Source organism: Caulobacter segnis, assembly GCF_003243465.1.
GTDB classification, from domain to species: Bacteria; Pseudomonadota; Alphaproteobacteria; order Caulobacterales; family Caulobacteraceae; genus Caulobacter; species Caulobacter segnis_A.
Genome location: NZ_QFQZ01000004.1, coordinates 24,621 through 41,361, shown reverse-complemented (window position 1 = coordinate 41,361; position 16,741 = coordinate 24,621). Strand labels below are relative to the sequence as shown.

Sequence of the window (16,741 nt, the reverse complement as noted above, 5' to 3'; positions counted from 1 at the left end):
GGCGTGTCGGAGATCGAGGACCTCGAGATCCAGCTGCTGCTGGAGGCGCTCTACCAGCGCTATCACTACGACTTCCGCCACTATGCGCGGGCGTCGATCAAGCGTCGCCTGATCCAGGCGCGGACCCAGCTGGGCTTTGCGTCGGTTTCGGCCATGCAGGATCGCGTCCTGCACGATCCGGCCATGCTGCCGCGCCTGCTGGACTTCCTCACCGTGCAGGTCAGCGAGATGTTCCGCGACCCGTCCTACTTCCGGGCGCTGCGCGAGAAAGTGCTGCCGCACCTGCGCACCTATCCGTCGCTGAAGGTGTGGATCGCCGGCTGCAGCACGGGCGAGGAGGTCTATTCGCTGGCCATCCTGTTCCGCGAGGAAGGGCTGTACGACCGGACGATCTTCTACGCCACCGACATCAATCCCGAGGCGCTGGCGGCGGCCGAGGCCGGGATCTACGCCCTGGACCGGATCCGCAAGTTCACCCAGAACCACCAGGCGTCGGGGGGCAAGTCCTCGCTGTCCGACTACTATACGGCGGCCTATGGGCGGGCGGTCTTCGACAAGTCGCTGCGCAACCGGGTGGTGTTCTCCGACCACAGCCTGGTCACCGACGCGGTGTTCGCCGAGATGCACCTGATCTCGTGCCGCAACGTGATGATCTATTTCGATCGTCCGCTGCAGGACCGGGCGATCGGCCTCTTCCGCGAGTCCCTGGCGCGCAAGGGGTTCCTCGGTCTGGGCTCCAAGGAGAGCCTGCGCTTCTCGGCCCACGCCCCGGCCTTCGTGGAGTTCGCGGGCGCCGAGAAGATCTACCAGAGGCGCGAGCCATGAGCCGGTCCCCGGCCACGGCGGTCGCGATCGGCGCCTCGGCCGGCGCGGTCCAGGCCTTGCTGGCGGTGCTGCCGGCGCTGCCGGCCAGCTTCCCGCTGCCGGTGCTGGTGGTCGTCCACGTGCCGCCGGACCGCGACAACGTCCTGGTCCCGTTGCTGCGGACCAAATGCCGCCTGGCCGTCAAGGAGGCCGAGGACAAGGAACCGCTTGTCGGCGGCGGCGTCTATTTCGCCCCCTCCGACTATCACCTGCTGGTGGAGACGACCGGCCATCTGGCCCTGTCGACGGAGGAGCACGTCAACTATTCGCGCCCCTCGATCGACGTCCTGTTCGAGAGCGCCGCCGACGCCTTCGGGGCGGGCCTGGTCGGCGTCGTGCTGTCGGGCGCCAATCACGACGGCGCCGCCGGACTGAAGGCGGTGGTCGAGGCGGGCGGGGTGGCCATCATCCAGGATCGGGCCGAAGCCTACGCCACGGCCATGCCCGACGCCGCCCTGCAAGCCTGCCCGACCGCTTCGGTCATGACCCTGGACGCGATCGCGTCCTACCTGTCGAGTTTGGGAACCCCATGAACACCGCGGACACGCCGATCAACGTCCTGCTGGTCGATGATCTGGAAGAGAACCTGCTGGCGCTCGAGGCCCTGCTGCAGCGCGACGACCTGCGATGCCTGAAGGCGCGGTCGGGCGAGGAGGCGCTCGAACTGCTGCTGGAGCATGAGGTGGCCCTGGCGCTGCTGGACGTGCAGATGCCCGGCATGGACGGCTTCGAGCTGGCCGAGTTCATGCGCGGCAGCGAACGCGCGCGGCACATTCCGATCATCTTCGTCACCGCCGGGGCGGCCAGCAGCCAGCGCCGCTTCCGGGGCTACGAGGCCGGCGCGGTCGACTTCATCCAGAAGCCGATCGAGGCCCACATGCTGCGAAGCAAGGCCAATGTCTTCTTCGACCTCTACCAGCAGCGCCGGCAGATCGAGCTGCAGCGCGACGAGCTGGAGGCCGCCGCCCAGGCCCTGCGGCGCGCCGATCGCCACAAGGACAGCTTCCTGGCGGTGCTGGCCCACGAGCTGCGCAACCCGGTGGCGGCGCTCAGCGGCGGCCTGCACCTGCTGAACAAGGACATCCCGCCCGAGCGGGCCCAGGACATCCGGTCCCGTATGGACCGGATGCTGGACCACCTGACGCACCTGGTTGACGACCTGCTGGACGTGTCGCGGGTCAGCCAGGGCAAGATCGTGCTGAAGAAGGCGCGGGTCGAGCTGGGCGAGGTCCTGGGCGCGGCGATCGACGCCAGCCAGCACAATATCGAGGCGGGCGGCCACGCCTTCGTCACCGAGCTGCCGACCGAGCCGGTCTGGATGGACGCCGACCACACGCGCCTGGCCCAGATCGTCTCCAACCTGCTCAACAACGCCGCCAAGTACACGCCCACGGGCGGCAAGGTCGCCCTGACCACCGTCGTCTCCGACGGCTGGGCGACGATCACCGTGTCGGACACCGGGGTGGGGGTTCCCGCCGAGATGCAGACCAAGATCTTCGAGATCTTCGCCCAGGTCGAGGATCACCTGGGCAAGTCGCAGGGCGGGCTGGGCATCGGCCTGGCGCTGGTCAAGCAGCTGGTCGATCTGCACGGCGGGACGATCCGGGTGGAAAGCGCCGGCGAGAACCAGGGCAGCGCCTTCATCGTGCGCCTGCCGGTCCTGGCCTGATCGGGCGCCGCCCGGCCCTGGCCTCGACCCCGGCAAATCGGCTACAGGCGTGCTGACGCCAGAACAGGAACCGTCCGCATGTCCGCCATCCCCGCCGGTCTCGCCATCCGCTTCAAGCGCTGGGAAGGCAACGCCGACCTGCCGGTTCCGGCCTACGCCACGGCGGGCGCGGCGGGCTTCGACCTGCGGGCCGCGGTGCCGGAAGAGGAGCCGATCGTGCTGAAGCCCGGCGCGCGCTGCATGGCCCCGACCGGCTTCTCGGTGGCGGTGCCCGACGGCTACGAGATGCAGGTGCGGCCGCGCTCGGGTCTGGCCTTCAAGAACGGCGTCACGGTGGTCAACGCCCCGGGCACGGTCGACAGCGACTATCGCGGCCAGGTCTGCGTGCTGCTGATCAATCTGGGCGAGGAGGACTTCACGATCCGCCGCGGCGACCGCATCGCCCAGGGCGTGATCGCCGCCGCGCCGCAATGGCCGCTGGTCGAGGTCGCGGACCTGGACGAGACCGATCGCGGCGCCGGCGGCTTCGGTTCGACCGGGGTCTAAAGCCCCAGGGCGCGGCCCGCCACGGCCAGATAGCCGCCAAACCCCGCCGCGAACGCCGCGGCGGCCAGCCACAGCAGGGGACGGACAAGTTCCAGGCAGGGGCGCTGCGCCGGTCGCTGGGCGTTCATCGGGACCTCCTTGGCCTGGTCTCGCCAAGGCTCTCAACGATCCTGAGGCGCTCCGGTTCACCAGCCGGTGGAGCTTTCGCGCGCCGACTGCGTTTGCCCGCGGCGAGGCTTTCGGCGTCCGACGCAAAAACTTCTTCGGACCGCCGTTGATTTTTGGACGACTGCGTCCATTTATCCGCTTGTCGCGCCGGTCCGATGGCTCTATCGGGCGCGCTCACGCTGTCTGGGGTTTGGTTCATGGCGCAAAAGAAGAAGCTGGTCCCGATGATCATCGGCGGGGCCGTCGTGATCGCCGTCGTGGTCGGCGGAACCCTGTGGTTCCTGGACAAGCAGCGCTTCGAGAGCACCGACAACGCCTTCGTCCAGGCCGACACCGTGCAGATCAGTCCGCAGGTCTCCGGATATGTGGCCGAGGTGCTGGTGGCCGACAACCAGCGGGTCGAGCCCGGCCAGGTGCTGGCCAAGATCGACCCCTCGACCTTCCAGGCCATCGTCGACCAGGCGATCGCCAACGCCAGCGCCGCCGACGCCGCCGTCCGCGCGATCGACGACAAGAACAGCCTGGAGCAAGCCGTGATCGCCCAGCGGGCCGCCGGCGTGACCAGCGCCCAGGCCGACGCCAGCCGGGCCAAGGCCGACCTCGACCGCTACAACAGCCTGGCCACGCAGGGCTGGGTCTCGCAGCAGAAGGTCCAGACCGAGCGCGCCGCCGCCACCCAGACCGCCGCCGGCGTCGCCAGCGCCCAGGCCGCGCTCGAGGCCGAGCGCCGCGCCGCCCAATCGCTGGGCTCGGCCAAGGCCCAGGCCGTGGCCCAGGCCGCCGCCGCCCACGCCGCCGTCGAGCAGGCCAAGCTGAACCTGGAGCGGACGGTGATCCGCGCGCCGGTCGCCGGCGTGGTCGGCGCCCGCTCGGTGCGTCCGGGCCAGCTGGTCCAGCCGGGCGTGGCCCTGATGTCGGTCGTGCCGCTGGGCCAGGCCTATATCGTCGCCAACTTCAAGGAGACCCAGGTCGCCCGCATCCGCGTCGGCCAGCCGGTCGAGATCAAGGCCGACGCCTTCGGCAAGCAGAAGATCGTCGGCAAGGTCGACAGCTTCGCGCCGGCCACCGGCCAGGAGTTCGCCCTGATCCCGGTCGAGAACGCGGTCGGCAACTTCACCAAGATCACCCAGCGCCTGCCGGTGAAGATCGCCGTCGACCGCAGCCAGCTGGGCGCGGCCCTGCGTCCGGGCCTCTCGGTCGAGGTCAAGATCGACGTCCGCGATCGCTCGGGTCCCTCGTTCGCCGAGGCCGGCCAGAGCTCGCCGCAAGTCGCCCGCCAGGGCGTGGACCGCTAGACGGCGGACGCGTCATGACCGACGCCGCCCTCCCCGCCGCACCGGCGCCCATCGCGCCGCCGGCCAAGCCCGAAGTCGACTGGACCAAGCTGTTCCTCGGCTTCGGGGCCATGGTCATCGGCCAGTTCATGGCCATCCTGGACATCCAGATCGTCGCGGCCTCGCTGCCGCAGATCCAGGCGGGGGTCGGGGCCAGCACCGACCAGATCAGCTGGATCCAGACCGCCTATCTGATCCCCGAGGTCGTGATGATCCCGCTGTCGGGGTACCTCTCACGCCTCTGGGGCACCCAGCGCCTGTACCTGGCCTCGTGCCTGGGCTTCATCGTCATGAGCGTGCTGACGGGCCTGTCGTCGTCGATCGACATGATGATCCTGACGCGGGCGCTGCAGGGCTTCATCGGCGGGGCGATGATCCCGACCGTGTTCGCCGTGGCCTTCACGGCCTTCCCGCCCGAGCGGCGCGTGACGGCCAGCGTGATCATGGGCCTGATCGTCACCCTGGCCCCGACCGTCGGCCCGACCCTGGGCGGCCACCTGACCGAGGCCCTGTCCTGGCGCTGGCTGTTCTTCATCAACGTGCCGACCGGCCTGCTCGTCCTGTTCGGCGTGTATCGCTGGGGCGACTTCGACAAGGGCGACCCCAGTCTCGCCAAGGGCTTCGACTGGTTCGGCCTGGGCGTCATGGCCGTCTTCCTGATGAGCATGCAGTACGTGCTGGAGGAAGGCGCCAAGGACGACTGGTTCGACGACACCTCGATCCTTTGGCTGACGGTCACCGCGGTGATCGGCGGCGCGCTCTTCGTCTGGCGGCAGCTGACCTACAAGAACCCGATCGTCGAGCTGCGGGCGTTCTCGAACCGCAACTTCACGGTCGGCGTGCTGATGACCGCGGTGTCCGGCGCCAGCCTGTTCGGCGGCACCTTCCTGCTGCCGCAGTTCCTGGGCCGGGTGCGCCACTATTCGGCGTCCGAGGTCGGCACCACCATGATCGTCTCGGGCCTGTCGATGTTCCTGACCGGCCCGATCGCCGGCCGCCTCGTCCGAAAGACCGACCCGCGCGTGCCGATGTGCCTGGGCTTCCTGCTGGCTGCCTGGGGCATGTACATGGCCCATGGCGTCACCAAGGACTGGGGCTTCTGGGAGTTCGCCGGGGTGCAGGCCTGCCGCGGCGTGGGCGTGATGATCGCCATGATCGCCACCCAGCAGGTGACGATGAGCACCCTGCCGCCGCACATGGTCAAGAACGCCTCGGGACTCGTGAACCTGGCCCGCAACACCGGCGGCGCCGTGGGCCTGGCCTTGCTGGCGACCTCGATCACCCAGCAGACGGCGCTCTATTACGACGACATGACGTCCAAGGTGACCCAGGGCGGCCCGACCGCCGGCATGATGGCCGGTCTGACCGAGCGCATGATGCAGCTGGGGGTCGCCGACCCGGCCGGCGCGGCGCGCAAGGCCATCGGCGGCATGCTCGAGCAGCAGGCCACCGTGATGGCGTTCGGCGACAGCTTCACCTTGCTGGCGATCGGGTGTTTGCTGGCGGCCTTCGTCTCGCTGCTGGCCACCCCCGCCAAGGGCGCGCCGCCTCCGCCGTCGGACGCTCACTGATGCCGCGCATTCCCGGACAGATCGACGTCGCCAAGACCGAGGCCATCCTCGACGCCGCCGTCGAGGTGATCGGCGAGCGCGGCCTGGCCGCGCCGATGGAGGCGATCGCCAAGCGGGCGGGCGTTTCCAAGCAGACGGTCTACAACCACTACGGCTCCAAGGCCGAGTTGATGCGCGCCCTGATGACCCGTCGCGTCGAGGCGATCACCGCGCCCCTGCGCGATCCGGACGCGGCGGGCAATCCCGCCCAGGCGCTGGAGGCCTACGCCCGCTCGATGCTGGAGACGGTGATCACCAACAAGAGCTACTCAATGATGCGGGTGATCATGATGGGCGCGAACGAGATGCCCGACGTCGCCCAGGAGGTGTTCGAGGCCGGTCCCCGCGCCGCCCGCCGCCAGCTGGCGGAGTTCCTGAAGCTGGAGACCGAGCTTGGCCGCCTCAGGGTCGAGAACTTCGACCAGGCCGCCGAGTTCTTCTCGGGGATGGTCATGGGCCACAGCCAGATGCGCTCGATGCTGCGGCTGCCCTCCGACAAGACGCCGGAGGAATATGTCCGCCTGGCGCGCGAAGCGGCCGAACGCTTCATGCGGGCCTACGCGCCTTAGAAAGAAGCTGTCATCCCGGCCGGAGCGTCGCGAACAGCCGGGATGACAGCTTTACGACCTACGCCTCGTCCTGATCAGGCATGCCCATCATGTGGAAGCCGGCGTCAACGTGGACGACTTCGCCCGTGGTCGACTTGCCGAGGTCCGAGGCCAGCCACAGGGCGCAGCCGGCGACGCCTTCCATCGAGGTGTCTTCCTTCATCGCCGAGAAGGCGCGGCCCTGGGCGATCATGCTGCGGCCGCCCGAGATGCCGGCGAGCGCCAGGGTGCGCATGGCGCCGGCAGAGATGGCGTTGGCGCGGATGCCCTTGGGGCCCAGGTCGCGGGCGATGTAGCGGGTGGCCGCTTCCAGCGCGGCCTTGGCCACGCCCATGGTGTTGTAGTTCGGGATGGTCCGCTCCGAACCCAGATAGGTCATGGTGATCAGCGAGCCGCCGTTCGGCATCAGCTTCGACGCGCGCTTGGCGACGTCCACGAAGCTGAAGGCCGAGATGTTCATGGCCATCAGGAAGCCTTCGCGGGTGGTGTTGTCCACGAACGAGCCCTTCAGCTCGTTCTTGTTGGCGAAGGCCACCGAGTGGACGACGAAGTCCAGCGTGCCGAACTCCTTCTCGATCTGGGCGAAGGCGGCGTCCATCGAGGCGTCGTCGGTGACGTCGGCCGGGATCATCGTCTTGACGCCGATGCTCTCGGCCAGCGGGCGCACGCGACGCTCCAGCTCTTCGCCCTGATAGGTGAAGGCCATCTCGGCGCCCTGGGCGGCCAGCTGGCTGGCGATGCCCCAGGCGATCGAGTTGTGGTTGGCCACGCCCATGACGAGGCCCTTCTTGCCCCGCATCAGCTCGCCCTTGGGGAACGCGTAATCGTCGGCCATGTGTCGGGCCCTCTTTGGCAAATCGTTGAGCGCTGGTTAGCAGGCGCGGGGGCTGCGCGGAACCCTTCAGCGTTTGGCCAGACCTTCGAAGGCGGCCTCCAGCGAGCGGGCGAAGGCGGCCGGATCGAAGACGGCGGAGGTCCGAACGACCTTGTGGAGACGGGCTTTGAGCCCTTCCAGACGAGCGCGATCGCTCGCCAGCGCGACGGCCTTGGCGACGTAGGCCGCCCGGCCCTCCGCGATCAGCTCCGGCAGCGCCAACGCCGTCAGCAGGCTGGCCCCGACCCGGCTGGCGAAGCTCTGGCCGGGCAGGGTCAGCAGGGGAACCCCCATCCGCAGCGCGTCGCTGGCGGTGGTGTGGGCGCCATAGGGCCAGGTGTCGAGCATCAGGTCGACCAGGGCGTGGCGGGCCAGGTGCGCCTCGTGCGGGACCGGCGGGGCGAAGATCAGGCGCTCGGGCGCGATCCCGGCCTTGGCCGCGTGGGCGCGCAGGTTTTCCGCCGCGCCCGGCGCGCCGTCATAGAGCCACAGCACACCATCTGGCGCGGCCTTCAGGATGTGCGTCCAGGCCGCGAACACCTCGGGCGTGATCTTGGCCGGATTGTTGAAGCAGCCAAAGACGAAAGCATCCTCGGGCAGCCCAACCTCGGCGCGCCTGGGGGGCGACGGAACCGGACCGAGGGCGTCGTTCGGCTGATAGAGCGGCAGTCTGACCACACGCTCCGACCAGTCTTTCTCCGCCTCAGGGGGAAGGGTCACGGCGTCGGCGAGGACGACATCCACGTGGGAGCCCAGCGTGCCAGGATAGCCCAACCAGCTGACCCGGACCGGCGCGGGGCGATGCGCCAGGATCCCCGGCCGACCGTCCTGGGTGTAGCCCTTCAGGTCGACGGCGATGTCGACGCCGAGCGCCCGGCACCGGCCCGCGATCTCGGCGTCGGACAGCGCGCGCGCCTCGATCCAGTGCTCGCAGGCCGCCTTCAAGCGATCGCGCATCGGGCCGGGGACCTCCGGACCGTAGGAGACGGCGAAGATCTCGAACCGGCCGCGATCGTGCGCCTCCAGCACCCCCGCCAGCAGGCGGGCCGTGGCGTGTTCGTGCAGGTCGGCCGAGAGATAGGCGACGCGGAGGCGTTCGCCCGCGGGGCGGGGCGGCCAGGCCGGCGCCGGAACCTCGGGCGGCGCGGCCAGGGTGGCGCAGCGACGGTGCAGGGCGGGAATGTCGAAGATCGCCAGGGCCGCGAACGGCGCTATGCCGAGGCGGCCCAGCTTGAGCTCGGCCTTGACCAGCATGTCCAGCGCCGCGTCCTCGTCCCAGTCGCAGGTCTGACGCCGCGCCCACATCAGGTCGCCGGCCAGGCGCGGATGCAGCGGATCGATCTCCATCACCGCTTCGAGGTCGCGCGCGGCCTGGGCCGGACGGTTCAGCAGCAGCAGCAGCGCCGCACGGCCGGCCAGGGCCTTGGCGTCCTTGGGCGAGGCCTCCAAGAGGCGGTCGTGAACCGCCAGCGCCTCCGCGAAGCCGCCCAGGCGCTGCAACGACGCGGCCAAGGCGCTAAGAACCGGCGGATTATCGGGGTCGACACCAAGGGCGGCGCGCGCGGCGGCCACCGTCTCGACGTCGCGTCCCAGGCTGTTGAGGACCAGGGTCTTGGCGGACAGCAGGCCCGGCCGCTGAGGGTCCAGCGCCAAACCAGCGTCGAGCGCCGACAGCGCCGCCTCCGGCTGGTCTAGCCCCAGGCGCGAAACACCCAGGATGTGCCAAGCCTCGACGCTGGGCGCTTCGGCGACCAGCCGTTCGCACAGCGCGGCGGCCTCGGCCAGGCGGCCGGCGCGGTAGATGTCGAAGGCTTGGCGGGCGGTCGCCAAGCGGCCCGTCAGTCGACGCGGCTGAAGATCAGCGTGCCGTTGGTGCCGCCGAAGCCGAAGCTGTTGGACATCACCGTCGTCAGCGGCTTGTCGACGCGCTGGCGCAGGATCGGCAGGTCGGCGAACTCGGGATCCAGCGCCTCGATGTGGGCGCTCTCGGCGGCGAAGCCGTTGTCGAGCATCAGGATCGAGTAGATGGCCTCCTGCGCGCCGGCGGCGCCCAGGCTGTGACCGGTCAGGGACTTGGTCGACGAGATCATCGGCGGCTTGTCACCGAACACCTCGCGCACCGCGCCCATCTCCTTGCTGTCGCCGACCGGCGTCGAGGTGCCGTGCGGATTCAGGTAGTCGATGGTCCGGTTCCCGGCCTCGGCCATGGCCAGGCGCATGCAGCGCGCCGCGCCTTCGCCCGACGGGGCGACCATGTCGTAGCCGTCGGAATTGGCGGCGTAGCCGACCAGTTCGCCGTAGATCTTGGCGCCGCGCGCCTTGGCGCGTTCGTACTCTTCCAGCACCACGATCCCGGCCCCGCCGGCGATCACGAAGCCGTCGCGGGCCTTGTCGTAGGCCCGGCTGGCCACGGCCGGACGGTCGTTGAAGTTGCTGCTCATGGCGCCCATGGCGTCGAACAGGTTCGACAGGGTCCAGTCCAGCTCCTCGCAGCCGCCGGCGAAGACGACGTCCTGCTTGCCTAGCTGGATCTGCTCGGCGGCCGCGCCGATGCAGTGGGCGCTGGTCGCGCAGGCCGAGCTGATCGAATAGTTGATCCCGCGAATCTTGAACCAGGTCGACAGCACCGCCGACGGCCCCGAGCTCATGGCCTTGGGCACGGCGAACGGACCGATCCGCTTGGGGCCCTTCTCGCGGGTCGTGGCGGCGGCCTCGACGATCACGCGGGTCGAAGGACCGCCCGAGCCGACGATCAGGCCGGTGCGTTCGTGGCTGATCTCGGCCTCGGTCAGGCCCGAGTCGGCGATCGCCTGCTCCATGGCGATGTGAGCGTAGGCCGTGCCGGGCGCAAGGAACCGCGCCGCGCGACGGTCAACCAGCGGCTCCCACTCTATCTGGGGCGCGGCATGGACCTGGCAGCGGAAGCCGAGCTCCGCATATTCCGGAGCGGCGACCACGCCGGACTTGGCCTCGCGCAGGGAGGCGAGCACCTCATGGGCGTTGTTGCCGATGGACGAGACGATCCCCAGTCCGGTGACGACGACGCGACGCATTCTGTAAATCCTCTTCTCCCCCTCCGATCCGTCAGGGGCCGGTTCTTTCACTAAACGACCGGTCTATAACTAACGGATCAAGCCATCTGTTCAGGCGTGAACGTTCCGACCTTCAGGTCCTTGGTTTCGTAGATGACCTTGCCGTCGGCCTCCAGCACGCCCTCGCCGATGCCCATGACCAGCTTGCGCATGATGACCCGCTTCAGGTCGATCTTGTAGACGACTTTCTTGACGTCCGGAGTCACCTGACCGGTGAACTTGACCTCGCCGACGCCCAGGGCGCGGCCGCGACCCGGCGCGCCCGACCAGCCGAGGAAGAAGCCGACCAGCTGCCACATGGCGTCCAGGCCCAGGCAGCCCGGCATGACCGGGTCGCCGATGAAGTGGCAGCCGAAGAACCAGAGGTCGGGATTGATGTCGAATTCGGCTTCGACATAGCCCTTGCCGTACTTGCCGCCCTCCGACTCGATCCGGACGATCCGGTCGAACATCAGCATCGGCGGGGCCGGGAGCTGGGCGTTTCCGGGGCCGAAAAGCTCGCCGCGGCCGCAAGCCAGGAGTTCTTCGTAGGAGTAGGCGTTCTTCTGCATGCGCCACGCCCTAGCACGGCGCCGGGGCGGGCCTCAATGTTTCCCTGTCGAAACAGATCGTGATCAGGATCAATCCTTGCGGCACTGGACGGCGGGGTCGGCGCCCCAGATCTCGCCCTCGCGCGCCCAGCCCGAGGCGCCGTCGGCGCGCAGGCGGCACCAGCCCTTCTCGCACTTGTCGAGCGCCGCCACGGCCCGGGGCTTCAGGTAGGCCCTGACCTTGGCGCCGTCCTTCGGGGCGCTGAGCAAAGGCAGGCTGGTCGACTGGACGCGCATGGCCGAGCGACGGCCGTCGACGGTGCGCTTGTGCACCCAGGCGACCCCGCCCTCTGGGTCGCAGATCCGCCGCCATTCGCGCGTCTCGGCGATGATCTGCACCGGCAGGCCCTTGGCGCGGTAGATCCACAGCAGTTGATGCGCCTCGTCCGGGCCCTTGCGCGCATTGACCTCGGCGTACTTCAGCGAGACGTAGCGCGGCACATCCAGGCCCGAGGGCGTGATCCTGGGGCCTTCGGCGGCGGCGTGACCGGCCGCCAGGGCGGCCAAACCGGCCAAAAGCCGCACGAAACGCATTCGGGGCGAACCTTGTTCTGTTTTCGACGGCATGTTGCTTGGCCCCTTCGGGCCCCTTTGCTACAGCTTTCAAACGCCCGTCAGTGAGAGCTTTTCAGTCCGACCATGGCCGCCCGCAAGCTCAAAGTCGTCGTCACCCGCAAACTCCCCGATCCGGTGGAGACGCGGATGTGCGAACTGTTCGACACCGACCTCAACGTCACCGACACGCCGATGACCGCCGATGAGCTCGTCGACGCCATGAGCCGCGCCGACGTGCTGGTCCCGACCATCACCGACCGCATCGACTCGCGCCTTCTGTCGCGATCCGGCGATCGGCTCAAGCTGATCGCCAATTTCGGCGCGGGCGTAGACAATATCGACGTCGCCACGGCCAATGCGCGCGGCATCATCGTCACCAACACGCCCGGCGTCCTGACCGAGGACACCGCCGACCTGACCATGACCCTGATCATGGCCGCCTCGCGCCGGATCGTCGAAGGCGCAGAGGTGGTCAAGGCCGGCGGGTTCCACGGCTGGTCGCCGACCTGGATGCTGGGCCGTCGCCTGTGGGGCAAGCGCCTGGGCATCATCGGCATGGGCCGCATCGGCCAGGCCGTCGCCCGCCGCGCCAAGGCCTTCGGCATGCAGGTGCACTATCACAACCGCAAGCCGGTCAGCCCGCGCATCGCCGAGGAGCTGGGCTGCACCTATTGGGAAAGCCTCGACCAGATGCTGGCCCGGATGGACTTCGTCTCGGTCAACTGCCCGCACACCCCGGCGACCTACCACCTCTTGTCCGCGCGCCGCCTGAAGCTGCTGCGGCCGCACGCCGTGCTGGTCAACACCGCGCGCGGCGAGGTGATCGACGAGGGCGCCCTGGCCAACATGCTGGCCCGGGGCGAGATCGCCGGCGCCGGCCTCGACGTCTACGAGCACGAGCCGGCCATCAATCCCAAGCTCCTGAAGCTGCCCAACGTCGTGCTGCTGCCCCACATGGGCTCGGCCACGGTCGAGGGCCGCGTCGACATGGGCGAGAAGGTCATCGTCAACGTGAAGACCTTCATGGACGGCCACCGGCCGCCGGACCGCGTCATCCCGTCGATGCTGTAGGGGCTGACATAGCTTCAGCCACCCATTTCCGTGTCATCCCGGAAAGCGCGGAGCGCTTATCCGGGACCCAGGGGCCGCGACCGCGGCGTTTCTTCACTCCCTGGGTCCCGGCTCTACGCTACGCTTCGGCCGGGATGACACGAGAACGTGCTTTTGGAGATGCGCGCTAGGTGAGCCCGTACTCCCGCTCCAGCCGGTAGACCGACCCACTGCTCGTCTGCCAACTGGAATAGAGCCCGAAACGATCAACGCGGAAGCTCGGCGACCTCAGCAGGTTGTGCGCCTGGATCCAGGCGCCGACCTCGGAGACCGCCGGCCGCTTGAGATAAGCCAGGGTGACGTGCGGCGTGTACACCCGCGTCTCGGGCTTGAGCTCGGCGGCGCGGGCGGCCCCTTCGTTGGCCTTCTGCAGGCGGCGCAGCGGCGCGCTGTCCTCGACCCCAGCCCAGACGGCGTGGATATCCGCGCCCTCGCCGAAATGGCCCGCGCCGGCCAGCGTCAGGTCGAAGGCCGGCGCCTCGATCTGCATCAACGCCTCGTCGAGATCGTCGGCGACGGTCTCGGCGACATCGCCGATGAACCGCAGTGTGATGTGGAACGACTCCAGCGGCCGCCAGCGCGCGCCCTCGATCCCATGCTGGCGCGAGAGCAGGCCCTCGCCGATTTCGGGCGGGACGGCGATGGCGGTGAAGAGACGGATCATTCTGACTGAACGCTTACGGGCAGGGATTGGGGTGGCGACCGTGGATGGCGTTGACGGCGTCCTCCAGGTCGTCGGTCCAGGCCAGGTCGAAGGCGTCGATATTGGTCTTCAGCTGCTCCATCGAGGTGGCGCCGATGATGGTGGCGGTCACGAACGGGCGCGCATCGCAGAACTTCAGGGCCAGCTGGGCCGGGTGGATTCCATTGGCCTCGGCCAGCGCGACATAGGCGTGGAAGGCCTCCTGGGAGCCGGGTCCCTCGTAGCGCTGCATCCGATTGTAGAGCGCCTTGCGCGAGCCGGCCGGCAGGGCGCCGTCCAGGTACTTGCCCGTCAGTTGCCCCTGGGCCAGCGGCGAATAGGCCAGCAGGCCGACCTGTTCGCGCATGGCGATCTCGGCCAGGCCGTATTCGAACGTGCGGTTGGCCAGGTGATAGGCGTTCTGGATCGAGGCGATGCGCGGCAGGCCCTTGGCCTCGCTCTCGGCCAGGAAGCGCATCACGCCCCAGGGAAACTCGTTCGAGACGCCGACGTGATGGATCGAGCCCTTCTTCACGTGGGCGTCCAGCGCCTCGAGGATATCGCCGAAGCTTTCGAAGTCCTGGTCGTAGTCCTTGAAGGTCTGGCCGCCGAACACCCGCACCCGACGGTCGGGCCAGTGCAGCTGGTAGAGGTCGAGATAGTCGGTCTTCAGCCGGCGCAGCGAGCCCTCGACGGCCTCATCGATCTGGGCCTTGGTCTGGCGGGTGGTCGCGCCATCCTTGCGCATCCACGATAGGCCGCCGAACGCCGCGCCCTGGCCGGCGACCTTGGAGGCCAGCACGACCTCATGACGCCTGCCCGTCTTCTGGAACCACGAGCCGATGTATTCCTCGGTGCGCCCTTGCGTCTCCGGATTGGGCGGACTGGCGTACATCTCCGCCGTATCCCAGAAGGTCACGCCGCGGCCCAGAGCGTAGTCCATCTGCTCGTGGGCCTCGGCTTCCGTGTTCTGCGAGCCCCAGGTCATGGTGCCCAGGCAGCAGCGCGAGACCATCACATCGGTCCGACCCAGCTTGGCGTACTCCATCGGCGTCCCTCGTTCTTGTTGTTCGCCTTGTTCTTAAGGGGTCCGGCGGCGGCTTGGAAAGCGTCGAGGCGGCCGCCGGCGGCATACCATGTATACTTTTCGAACGGGGATTGCGCCGGGCCGTAGGACACCCGATATTTGGCAGGCGTCCATCGTGGACGCCTAGCTCAAGGGCTCAATTCGATGAACGACTTCAACCGCGGCTACGCGCGCTCGATCCCGGCGGATCGCGCCGACATGTCGGTTGACGCCGGCCTGCGTAGTTTCATGCTCGGCGTCTACAACAAGGTGGCGCTGGGCCTCCTGCTGTCGGCTGGCCTGGCCTTCCTGACCAGCGCCTATCAGCCGGTGGCCAGCCTGCTGTACGTGCTGACCCCCGACGGCCGCCTGGCCGGCTTCACGATGCTGGGCACCATCATCCGCTTCGCCCCGCTGGTCATGATGCTGGTGGCCATGTTCGCCATGCGTAACCCGACCGCCCGCTCGTCCGGCATCCTCTACTGGGCGCTGGTGGCCTCGATGGGCGCGGGCCTGGGCGTCTGGCTGCTGGCCTATACCGGCGCCTCGGTCGCCGCGACCTTCCTGATCACCGCCATCGCGTTCGGCGGCCTCAGCCTGTTCGGCTACACCACCAAGAAGGACCTGACCGGCTTCGGCAGCTTCCTGATCATGGGCCTGATCGGCCTGCTGCTGGCCTCGCTGGTGCAGATGTTCTTCCCGATGCCGGGCCTGGGCTTCATCATCAGCATCCTGGGCGTGTTCATCTTCGCGGGCCTGATCGCCTACGACACCCAGAACCTGAAGATGACCTACTACCAGCTGGGCGGCGACCAGCAGTCGATGGCCGTGGCCACCAACTATGGCGCGCTGAGCCTCTATCTGCACTTCATCAACCTGTTCCAATTCCTGCTCAGCATCATGGGCAACCGCCGCTAACCGCGGCGTCCGGAACCGGACCAGACGAGCCCCGGCGGGAGACCGCCGGGGCTTTTTCTTGGACGAAATCGACCCCACATTGTCGGTGATGGAGACGACGATGATCCGGACCCTCGCCCTCACCGCCGCCCTGGCGACCGCCGGCCTCGCTCACGCGCAAGCTCCGGCTCCGGCCTATCCGCCGGTCGCCTCGAGCTTCGCCAGGACGCCCAATCTCGCCGCGCCCCTGAACCTGAAGCCGGTGGGGCCGATCGAGCTGCGCTACGCCCACGCGCCGGCGCCCCTGCCAAGAGGCGTCGCGCGCACAGCCATCGAGCGTCGGGAAGGTGGCGTGTCGGGCGGCGTCGGGGTGTTGTGCGGCATCCAGCCCAGCGCGGACACCAGCGGCGTCGGCACGGCGCGCGGCTACGACAACGACGGCCGCTTCGTCGGCGCCAAGCTGGGCTTTTCGTTCTGACCTGAAGGCCTCAGTCGACGACCGAGAACTTGCCCTTCTCGAACACCCGCAGCACCTGGGCCAGCTCGTGGCCGCGCTTGAGAATCTGGCCGCCCTGGCCGAACACCGCCCAGGCCCCCTGCTTACGAGCCAGGGCGGGATGCTTCTCGACCCGATAGAGCGGCGCCTCGGCCGCGTGGCGGAAGATAGAGAAGACGGCTCGATCGGAAAGGCCGGCGATCCCATAGTCGCGCCACTCGCCCGCCGCGACCATGCGGCCATAGAGGCGCATCAGCTGGTCGAGCTCTCGCCGCTCGAAGAAGACGACGCCGCCGACGGGGGTGGGCTGGGACTCCAGGGCCATGCGGCGAATCTAGTCCGAAAACCGCCGAATGGAACAGCGTCGTGTCAGACAGGACACGCTTTGGCGAAATGACACGCCATGGACACGGCGCGCCCCGAAAGGACCTTATTTCGGTCCTTCGCCCGCCTGTTTGGGGGTCGATAAGGTGAGTGTCGGCTGATCGGAGACCCTGCGGTCAGGATCCTGAACAGCCCCCCCAGCCCCCCGATCGCGGGCCGGTCAGCCGACAAACTTGAAATATCCCCTCCCCCATGA

Annotated in this window: 19 protein-coding genes; 10 read left to right on the top strand and 9 right to left on the bottom strand. The window is 68.6% G+C overall.

Annotated features, from left to right (window positions below; all coding sequences use genetic code 11):
* Nucleotides 1-3 precede the first annotated feature (3 nt).
* The 4 genes from DI526_RS02425 to dut all read left to right on the top strand — a co-directional run bounded on the left by DI526_RS02425 (nt 4) and on the right by dut (nt 3,079).
* Complete coding sequence (locus DI526_RS02425; RefSeq protein ID WP_304273676.1) at nt 4-825, top strand: protein-glutamate O-methyltransferase CheR; 822 nt, start codon at nt 4-6, stop codon at nt 823-825.
* Nucleotides 822-1,397 carry a chemotaxis protein CheB gene (locus DI526_RS02420; protein ID WP_304273674.1) on the top strand — a complete coding sequence of 192 codons (576 nt, stop codon included), beginning with the start codon at nt 822-824 and terminating at the stop codon, nt 1,395-1,397. Before DI526_RS02425 ends, DI526_RS02420 begins: the two co-directional genes overlap by 4 nt.
* Nucleotides 1,394-2,533: a hybrid sensor histidine kinase/response regulator gene (locus tag DI526_RS02415; RefSeq protein ID WP_304273672.1), complete on the top strand. Its 1,140-nt coding sequence runs from the start codon at nt 1,394-1,396 to the stop codon at nt 2,531-2,533. Before DI526_RS02420 ends, DI526_RS02415 begins: the two co-directional genes overlap by 4 nt.
* Nucleotides 2,534-2,611: 78 nt before the next feature.
* Complete coding sequence (gene dut / locus DI526_RS02410) at nt 2,612-3,079, top strand: dUTP diphosphatase (protein ID WP_304273670.1); 468 nt, start codon at nt 2,612-2,614, stop codon at nt 3,077-3,079.
* Here the strand turns inward: dut and DI526_RS02405 are convergent.
* Nucleotides 3,076-3,207 carry a hypothetical protein gene (locus tag DI526_RS02405; RefSeq protein WP_304273668.1) on the bottom strand — a complete coding sequence of 44 codons (132 nt, stop codon included), beginning with the start codon at nt 3,205-3,207 and terminating at the stop codon, nt 3,076-3,078. The genes dut and DI526_RS02405 overlap by 4 nt on opposite strands.
* Nucleotides 3,208-3,444: 237 nt before the next feature.
* Between DI526_RS02405 and DI526_RS02400 the strand changes: the two genes are divergently transcribed.
* From DI526_RS02400 to DI526_RS02390, 3 genes are read left to right on the top strand one after another with little or no spacing between them, the layout of a single operon-like run.
* Nucleotides 3,445-4,542: an HlyD family secretion protein gene (locus DI526_RS02400; RefSeq protein WP_304273666.1), complete on the top strand. Its 1,098-nt coding sequence runs from the start codon at nt 3,445-3,447 to the stop codon at nt 4,540-4,542.
* Nucleotides 4,543-4,556: 14 nt separating this feature from the next.
* Nucleotides 4,557-6,152, top strand: a complete 1,596-nt coding sequence (locus DI526_RS02395; RefSeq protein WP_304273664.1) for a DHA2 family efflux MFS transporter permease subunit — start codon at nt 4,557-4,559, stop codon at nt 6,150-6,152.
* Nucleotides 6,152-6,760, top strand: coding sequence for a TetR/AcrR family transcriptional regulator (locus DI526_RS02390; protein WP_304273662.1), 609 nt, complete (start codon nt 6,152-6,154; stop codon nt 6,758-6,760). The genes DI526_RS02395 and DI526_RS02390 overlap by 1 nt, the downstream gene beginning before the upstream one ends.
* 58 nt (nt 6,761-6,818) lie before the next feature.
* Here the strand turns inward: DI526_RS02390 and DI526_RS02385 are convergent, their stop codons facing one another.
* The 5 genes from DI526_RS02385 to DI526_RS02365 form a co-directional block, all read right to left on the bottom strand.
* On the bottom strand, nt 6,819-7,634 hold the full coding sequence (locus DI526_RS02385) for an enoyl-ACP reductase (protein WP_299003539.1): 816 nt from the start codon (nt 7,632-7,634) through the stop codon (nt 6,819-6,821).
* Nucleotides 7,635-7,700: 66 nt separating this feature from the next.
* Nucleotides 7,701-9,503: a hypothetical protein gene (locus tag DI526_RS02380; protein WP_304273659.1), complete on the bottom strand. Its 1,803-nt coding sequence runs from the start codon at nt 9,501-9,503 to the stop codon at nt 7,701-7,703.
* An 8-nt stretch (nt 9,504-9,511) separates the two neighbouring features.
* The gene (gene fabB, locus DI526_RS02375) at nt 9,512-10,726 is read right to left on the bottom strand and encodes a beta-ketoacyl-ACP synthase I (RefSeq protein ID WP_304273657.1); all 1,215 of its coding nucleotides are present in this window, start codon (nt 10,724-10,726) and stop codon (nt 9,512-9,514) included.
* A 77-nt stretch (nt 10,727-10,803) separates the two neighbouring features.
* The gene (gene fabA / locus DI526_RS02370) at nt 10,804-11,316 is read right to left on the bottom strand and encodes a 3-hydroxyacyl-[acyl-carrier-protein] dehydratase FabA (RefSeq protein ID WP_304273656.1); all 513 of its coding nucleotides are present in this window, start codon (nt 11,314-11,316) and stop codon (nt 10,804-10,806) included.
* Nucleotides 11,317-11,385: 69 nt separating this feature from the next.
* On the bottom strand, nt 11,386-11,922 hold the full coding sequence (locus DI526_RS02365) for an SH3 domain-containing protein (RefSeq protein WP_304273654.1): 537 nt from the start codon (nt 11,920-11,922) through the stop codon (nt 11,386-11,388).
* Nucleotides 11,923-11,994: 72 nt separating this feature from the next.
* Here DI526_RS02365 and DI526_RS02360 point away from each other — a divergent pair, with 72 nt between their 5' ends.
* Entirely contained in the window at nt 11,995-12,981 is a 987-nt protein-coding gene (locus tag DI526_RS02360; protein WP_304273652.1) for a D-glycerate dehydrogenase, read from the top strand.
* A 166-nt stretch (nt 12,982-13,147) separates the two neighbouring features.
* On the opposite strand, the gene thpR is transcribed toward DI526_RS02360, so the two are convergent.
* Both thpR and DI526_RS02350 read right to left on the bottom strand, forming a co-directional pair.
* The gene (gene thpR / locus DI526_RS02355) at nt 13,148-13,684 is read right to left on the bottom strand and encodes an RNA 2',3'-cyclic phosphodiesterase (RefSeq protein WP_304273650.1); all 537 of its coding nucleotides are present in this window, start codon (nt 13,682-13,684) and stop codon (nt 13,148-13,150) included.
* Between the two features lie 13 nt (nt 13,685-13,697).
* Complete coding sequence (locus tag DI526_RS02350) at nt 13,698-14,750, bottom strand: aldo/keto reductase (protein ID WP_304273648.1); 1,053 nt, start codon at nt 14,748-14,750, stop codon at nt 13,698-13,700.
* Nucleotides 14,751-14,933: 183 nt separating this feature from the next.
* Between DI526_RS02350 and DI526_RS02345 the strand changes: the two genes are divergently transcribed.
* Together DI526_RS02345 and DI526_RS02340 are read left to right on the top strand one after the other, a co-directional pair.
* A complete protein-coding gene (locus DI526_RS02345) occupies nt 14,934-15,686 on the top strand; it encodes a Bax inhibitor-1/YccA family protein (RefSeq protein WP_304273646.1) in 753 nt (250 codons plus the stop codon).
* Between the two features lie 100 nt (nt 15,687-15,786).
* Complete coding sequence (locus tag DI526_RS02340) at nt 15,787-16,143, top strand: hypothetical protein (protein WP_304273645.1); 357 nt, start codon at nt 15,787-15,789, stop codon at nt 16,141-16,143.
* A 10-nt stretch (nt 16,144-16,153) separates the two neighbouring features.
* Here DI526_RS02340 and DI526_RS02335 read toward each other — a convergent pair whose 3' ends face one another.
* Nucleotides 16,154-16,486 (bottom strand): DUF2794 domain-containing protein, encoded by a 333-nt coding sequence (locus tag DI526_RS02335; RefSeq protein WP_304273643.1) that lies wholly within the window; start codon nt 16,484-16,486, stop codon nt 16,154-16,156.
* Nucleotides 16,487-16,741 lie beyond the last annotated feature (255 nt).

Coding starts and splice junctions, on each gene's coding strand:
- DI526_RS02420 (WP_304273674.1), top strand. CDS start 822: ATGAGCCGGTCCCCGGCCACGGCGGTCGCGATCGGCGCCTCGGCCGGC.
- DI526_RS02415 (WP_304273672.1), top strand. CDS start 1,394: ATGAACACCGCGGACACGCCGATCAACGTCCTGCTGGTCGATGATCTG.
- dut (WP_304273670.1), top strand. CDS start 2,612: ATGTCCGCCATCCCCGCCGGTCTCGCCATCCGCTTCAAGCGCTGGGAA.
- DI526_RS02405 (WP_304273668.1), bottom strand. CDS start 3,207: ATGAACGCCCAGCGACCGGCGCAGCGCCCCTGCCTGGAACTTGTCCGT.
- DI526_RS02400 (WP_304273666.1), top strand. CDS start 3,445: ATGGCGCAAAAGAAGAAGCTGGTCCCGATGATCATCGGCGGGGCCGTC.
- DI526_RS02395 (WP_304273664.1), top strand. CDS start 4,557: ATGACCGACGCCGCCCTCCCCGCCGCACCGGCGCCCATCGCGCCGCCG.
- DI526_RS02390 (WP_304273662.1), top strand. CDS start 6,152: ATGCCGCGCATTCCCGGACAGATCGACGTCGCCAAGACCGAGGCCATC.
- DI526_RS02385 (WP_299003539.1), bottom strand. CDS start 7,634: ATGGCCGACGATTACGCGTTCCCCAAGGGCGAGCTGATGCGGGGCAAG.
- fabB (WP_304273657.1), bottom strand. CDS start 10,726: ATGCGTCGCGTCGTCGTCACCGGACTGGGGATCGTCTCGTCCATCGGC.
- fabA (WP_304273656.1), bottom strand. CDS start 11,316: ATGCAGAAGAACGCCTACTCCTACGAAGAACTCCTGGCTTGCGGCCGC.
- DI526_RS02365 (WP_304273654.1), bottom strand. CDS start 11,922: ATGCCGTCGAAAACAGAACAAGGTTCGCCCCGAATGCGTTTCGTGCGG.
- DI526_RS02360 (WP_304273652.1), top strand. CDS start 11,995: ATGGCCGCCCGCAAGCTCAAAGTCGTCGTCACCCGCAAACTCCCCGAT.
- thpR (WP_304273650.1), bottom strand. CDS start 13,684: ATGATCCGTCTCTTCACCGCCATCGCCGTCCCGCCCGAAATCGGCGAG.
- DI526_RS02350 (WP_304273648.1), bottom strand. CDS start 14,750: ATGGAGTACGCCAAGCTGGGTCGGACCGATGTGATGGTCTCGCGCTGC.
- DI526_RS02345 (WP_304273646.1), top strand. CDS start 14,934: ATGAACGACTTCAACCGCGGCTACGCGCGCTCGATCCCGGCGGATCGC.
- DI526_RS02340 (WP_304273645.1), top strand. CDS start 15,787: ATGATCCGGACCCTCGCCCTCACCGCCGCCCTGGCGACCGCCGGCCTC.
- DI526_RS02335 (WP_304273643.1), bottom strand. CDS start 16,486: ATGGCCCTGGAGTCCCAGCCCACCCCCGTCGGCGGCGTCGTCTTCTTC.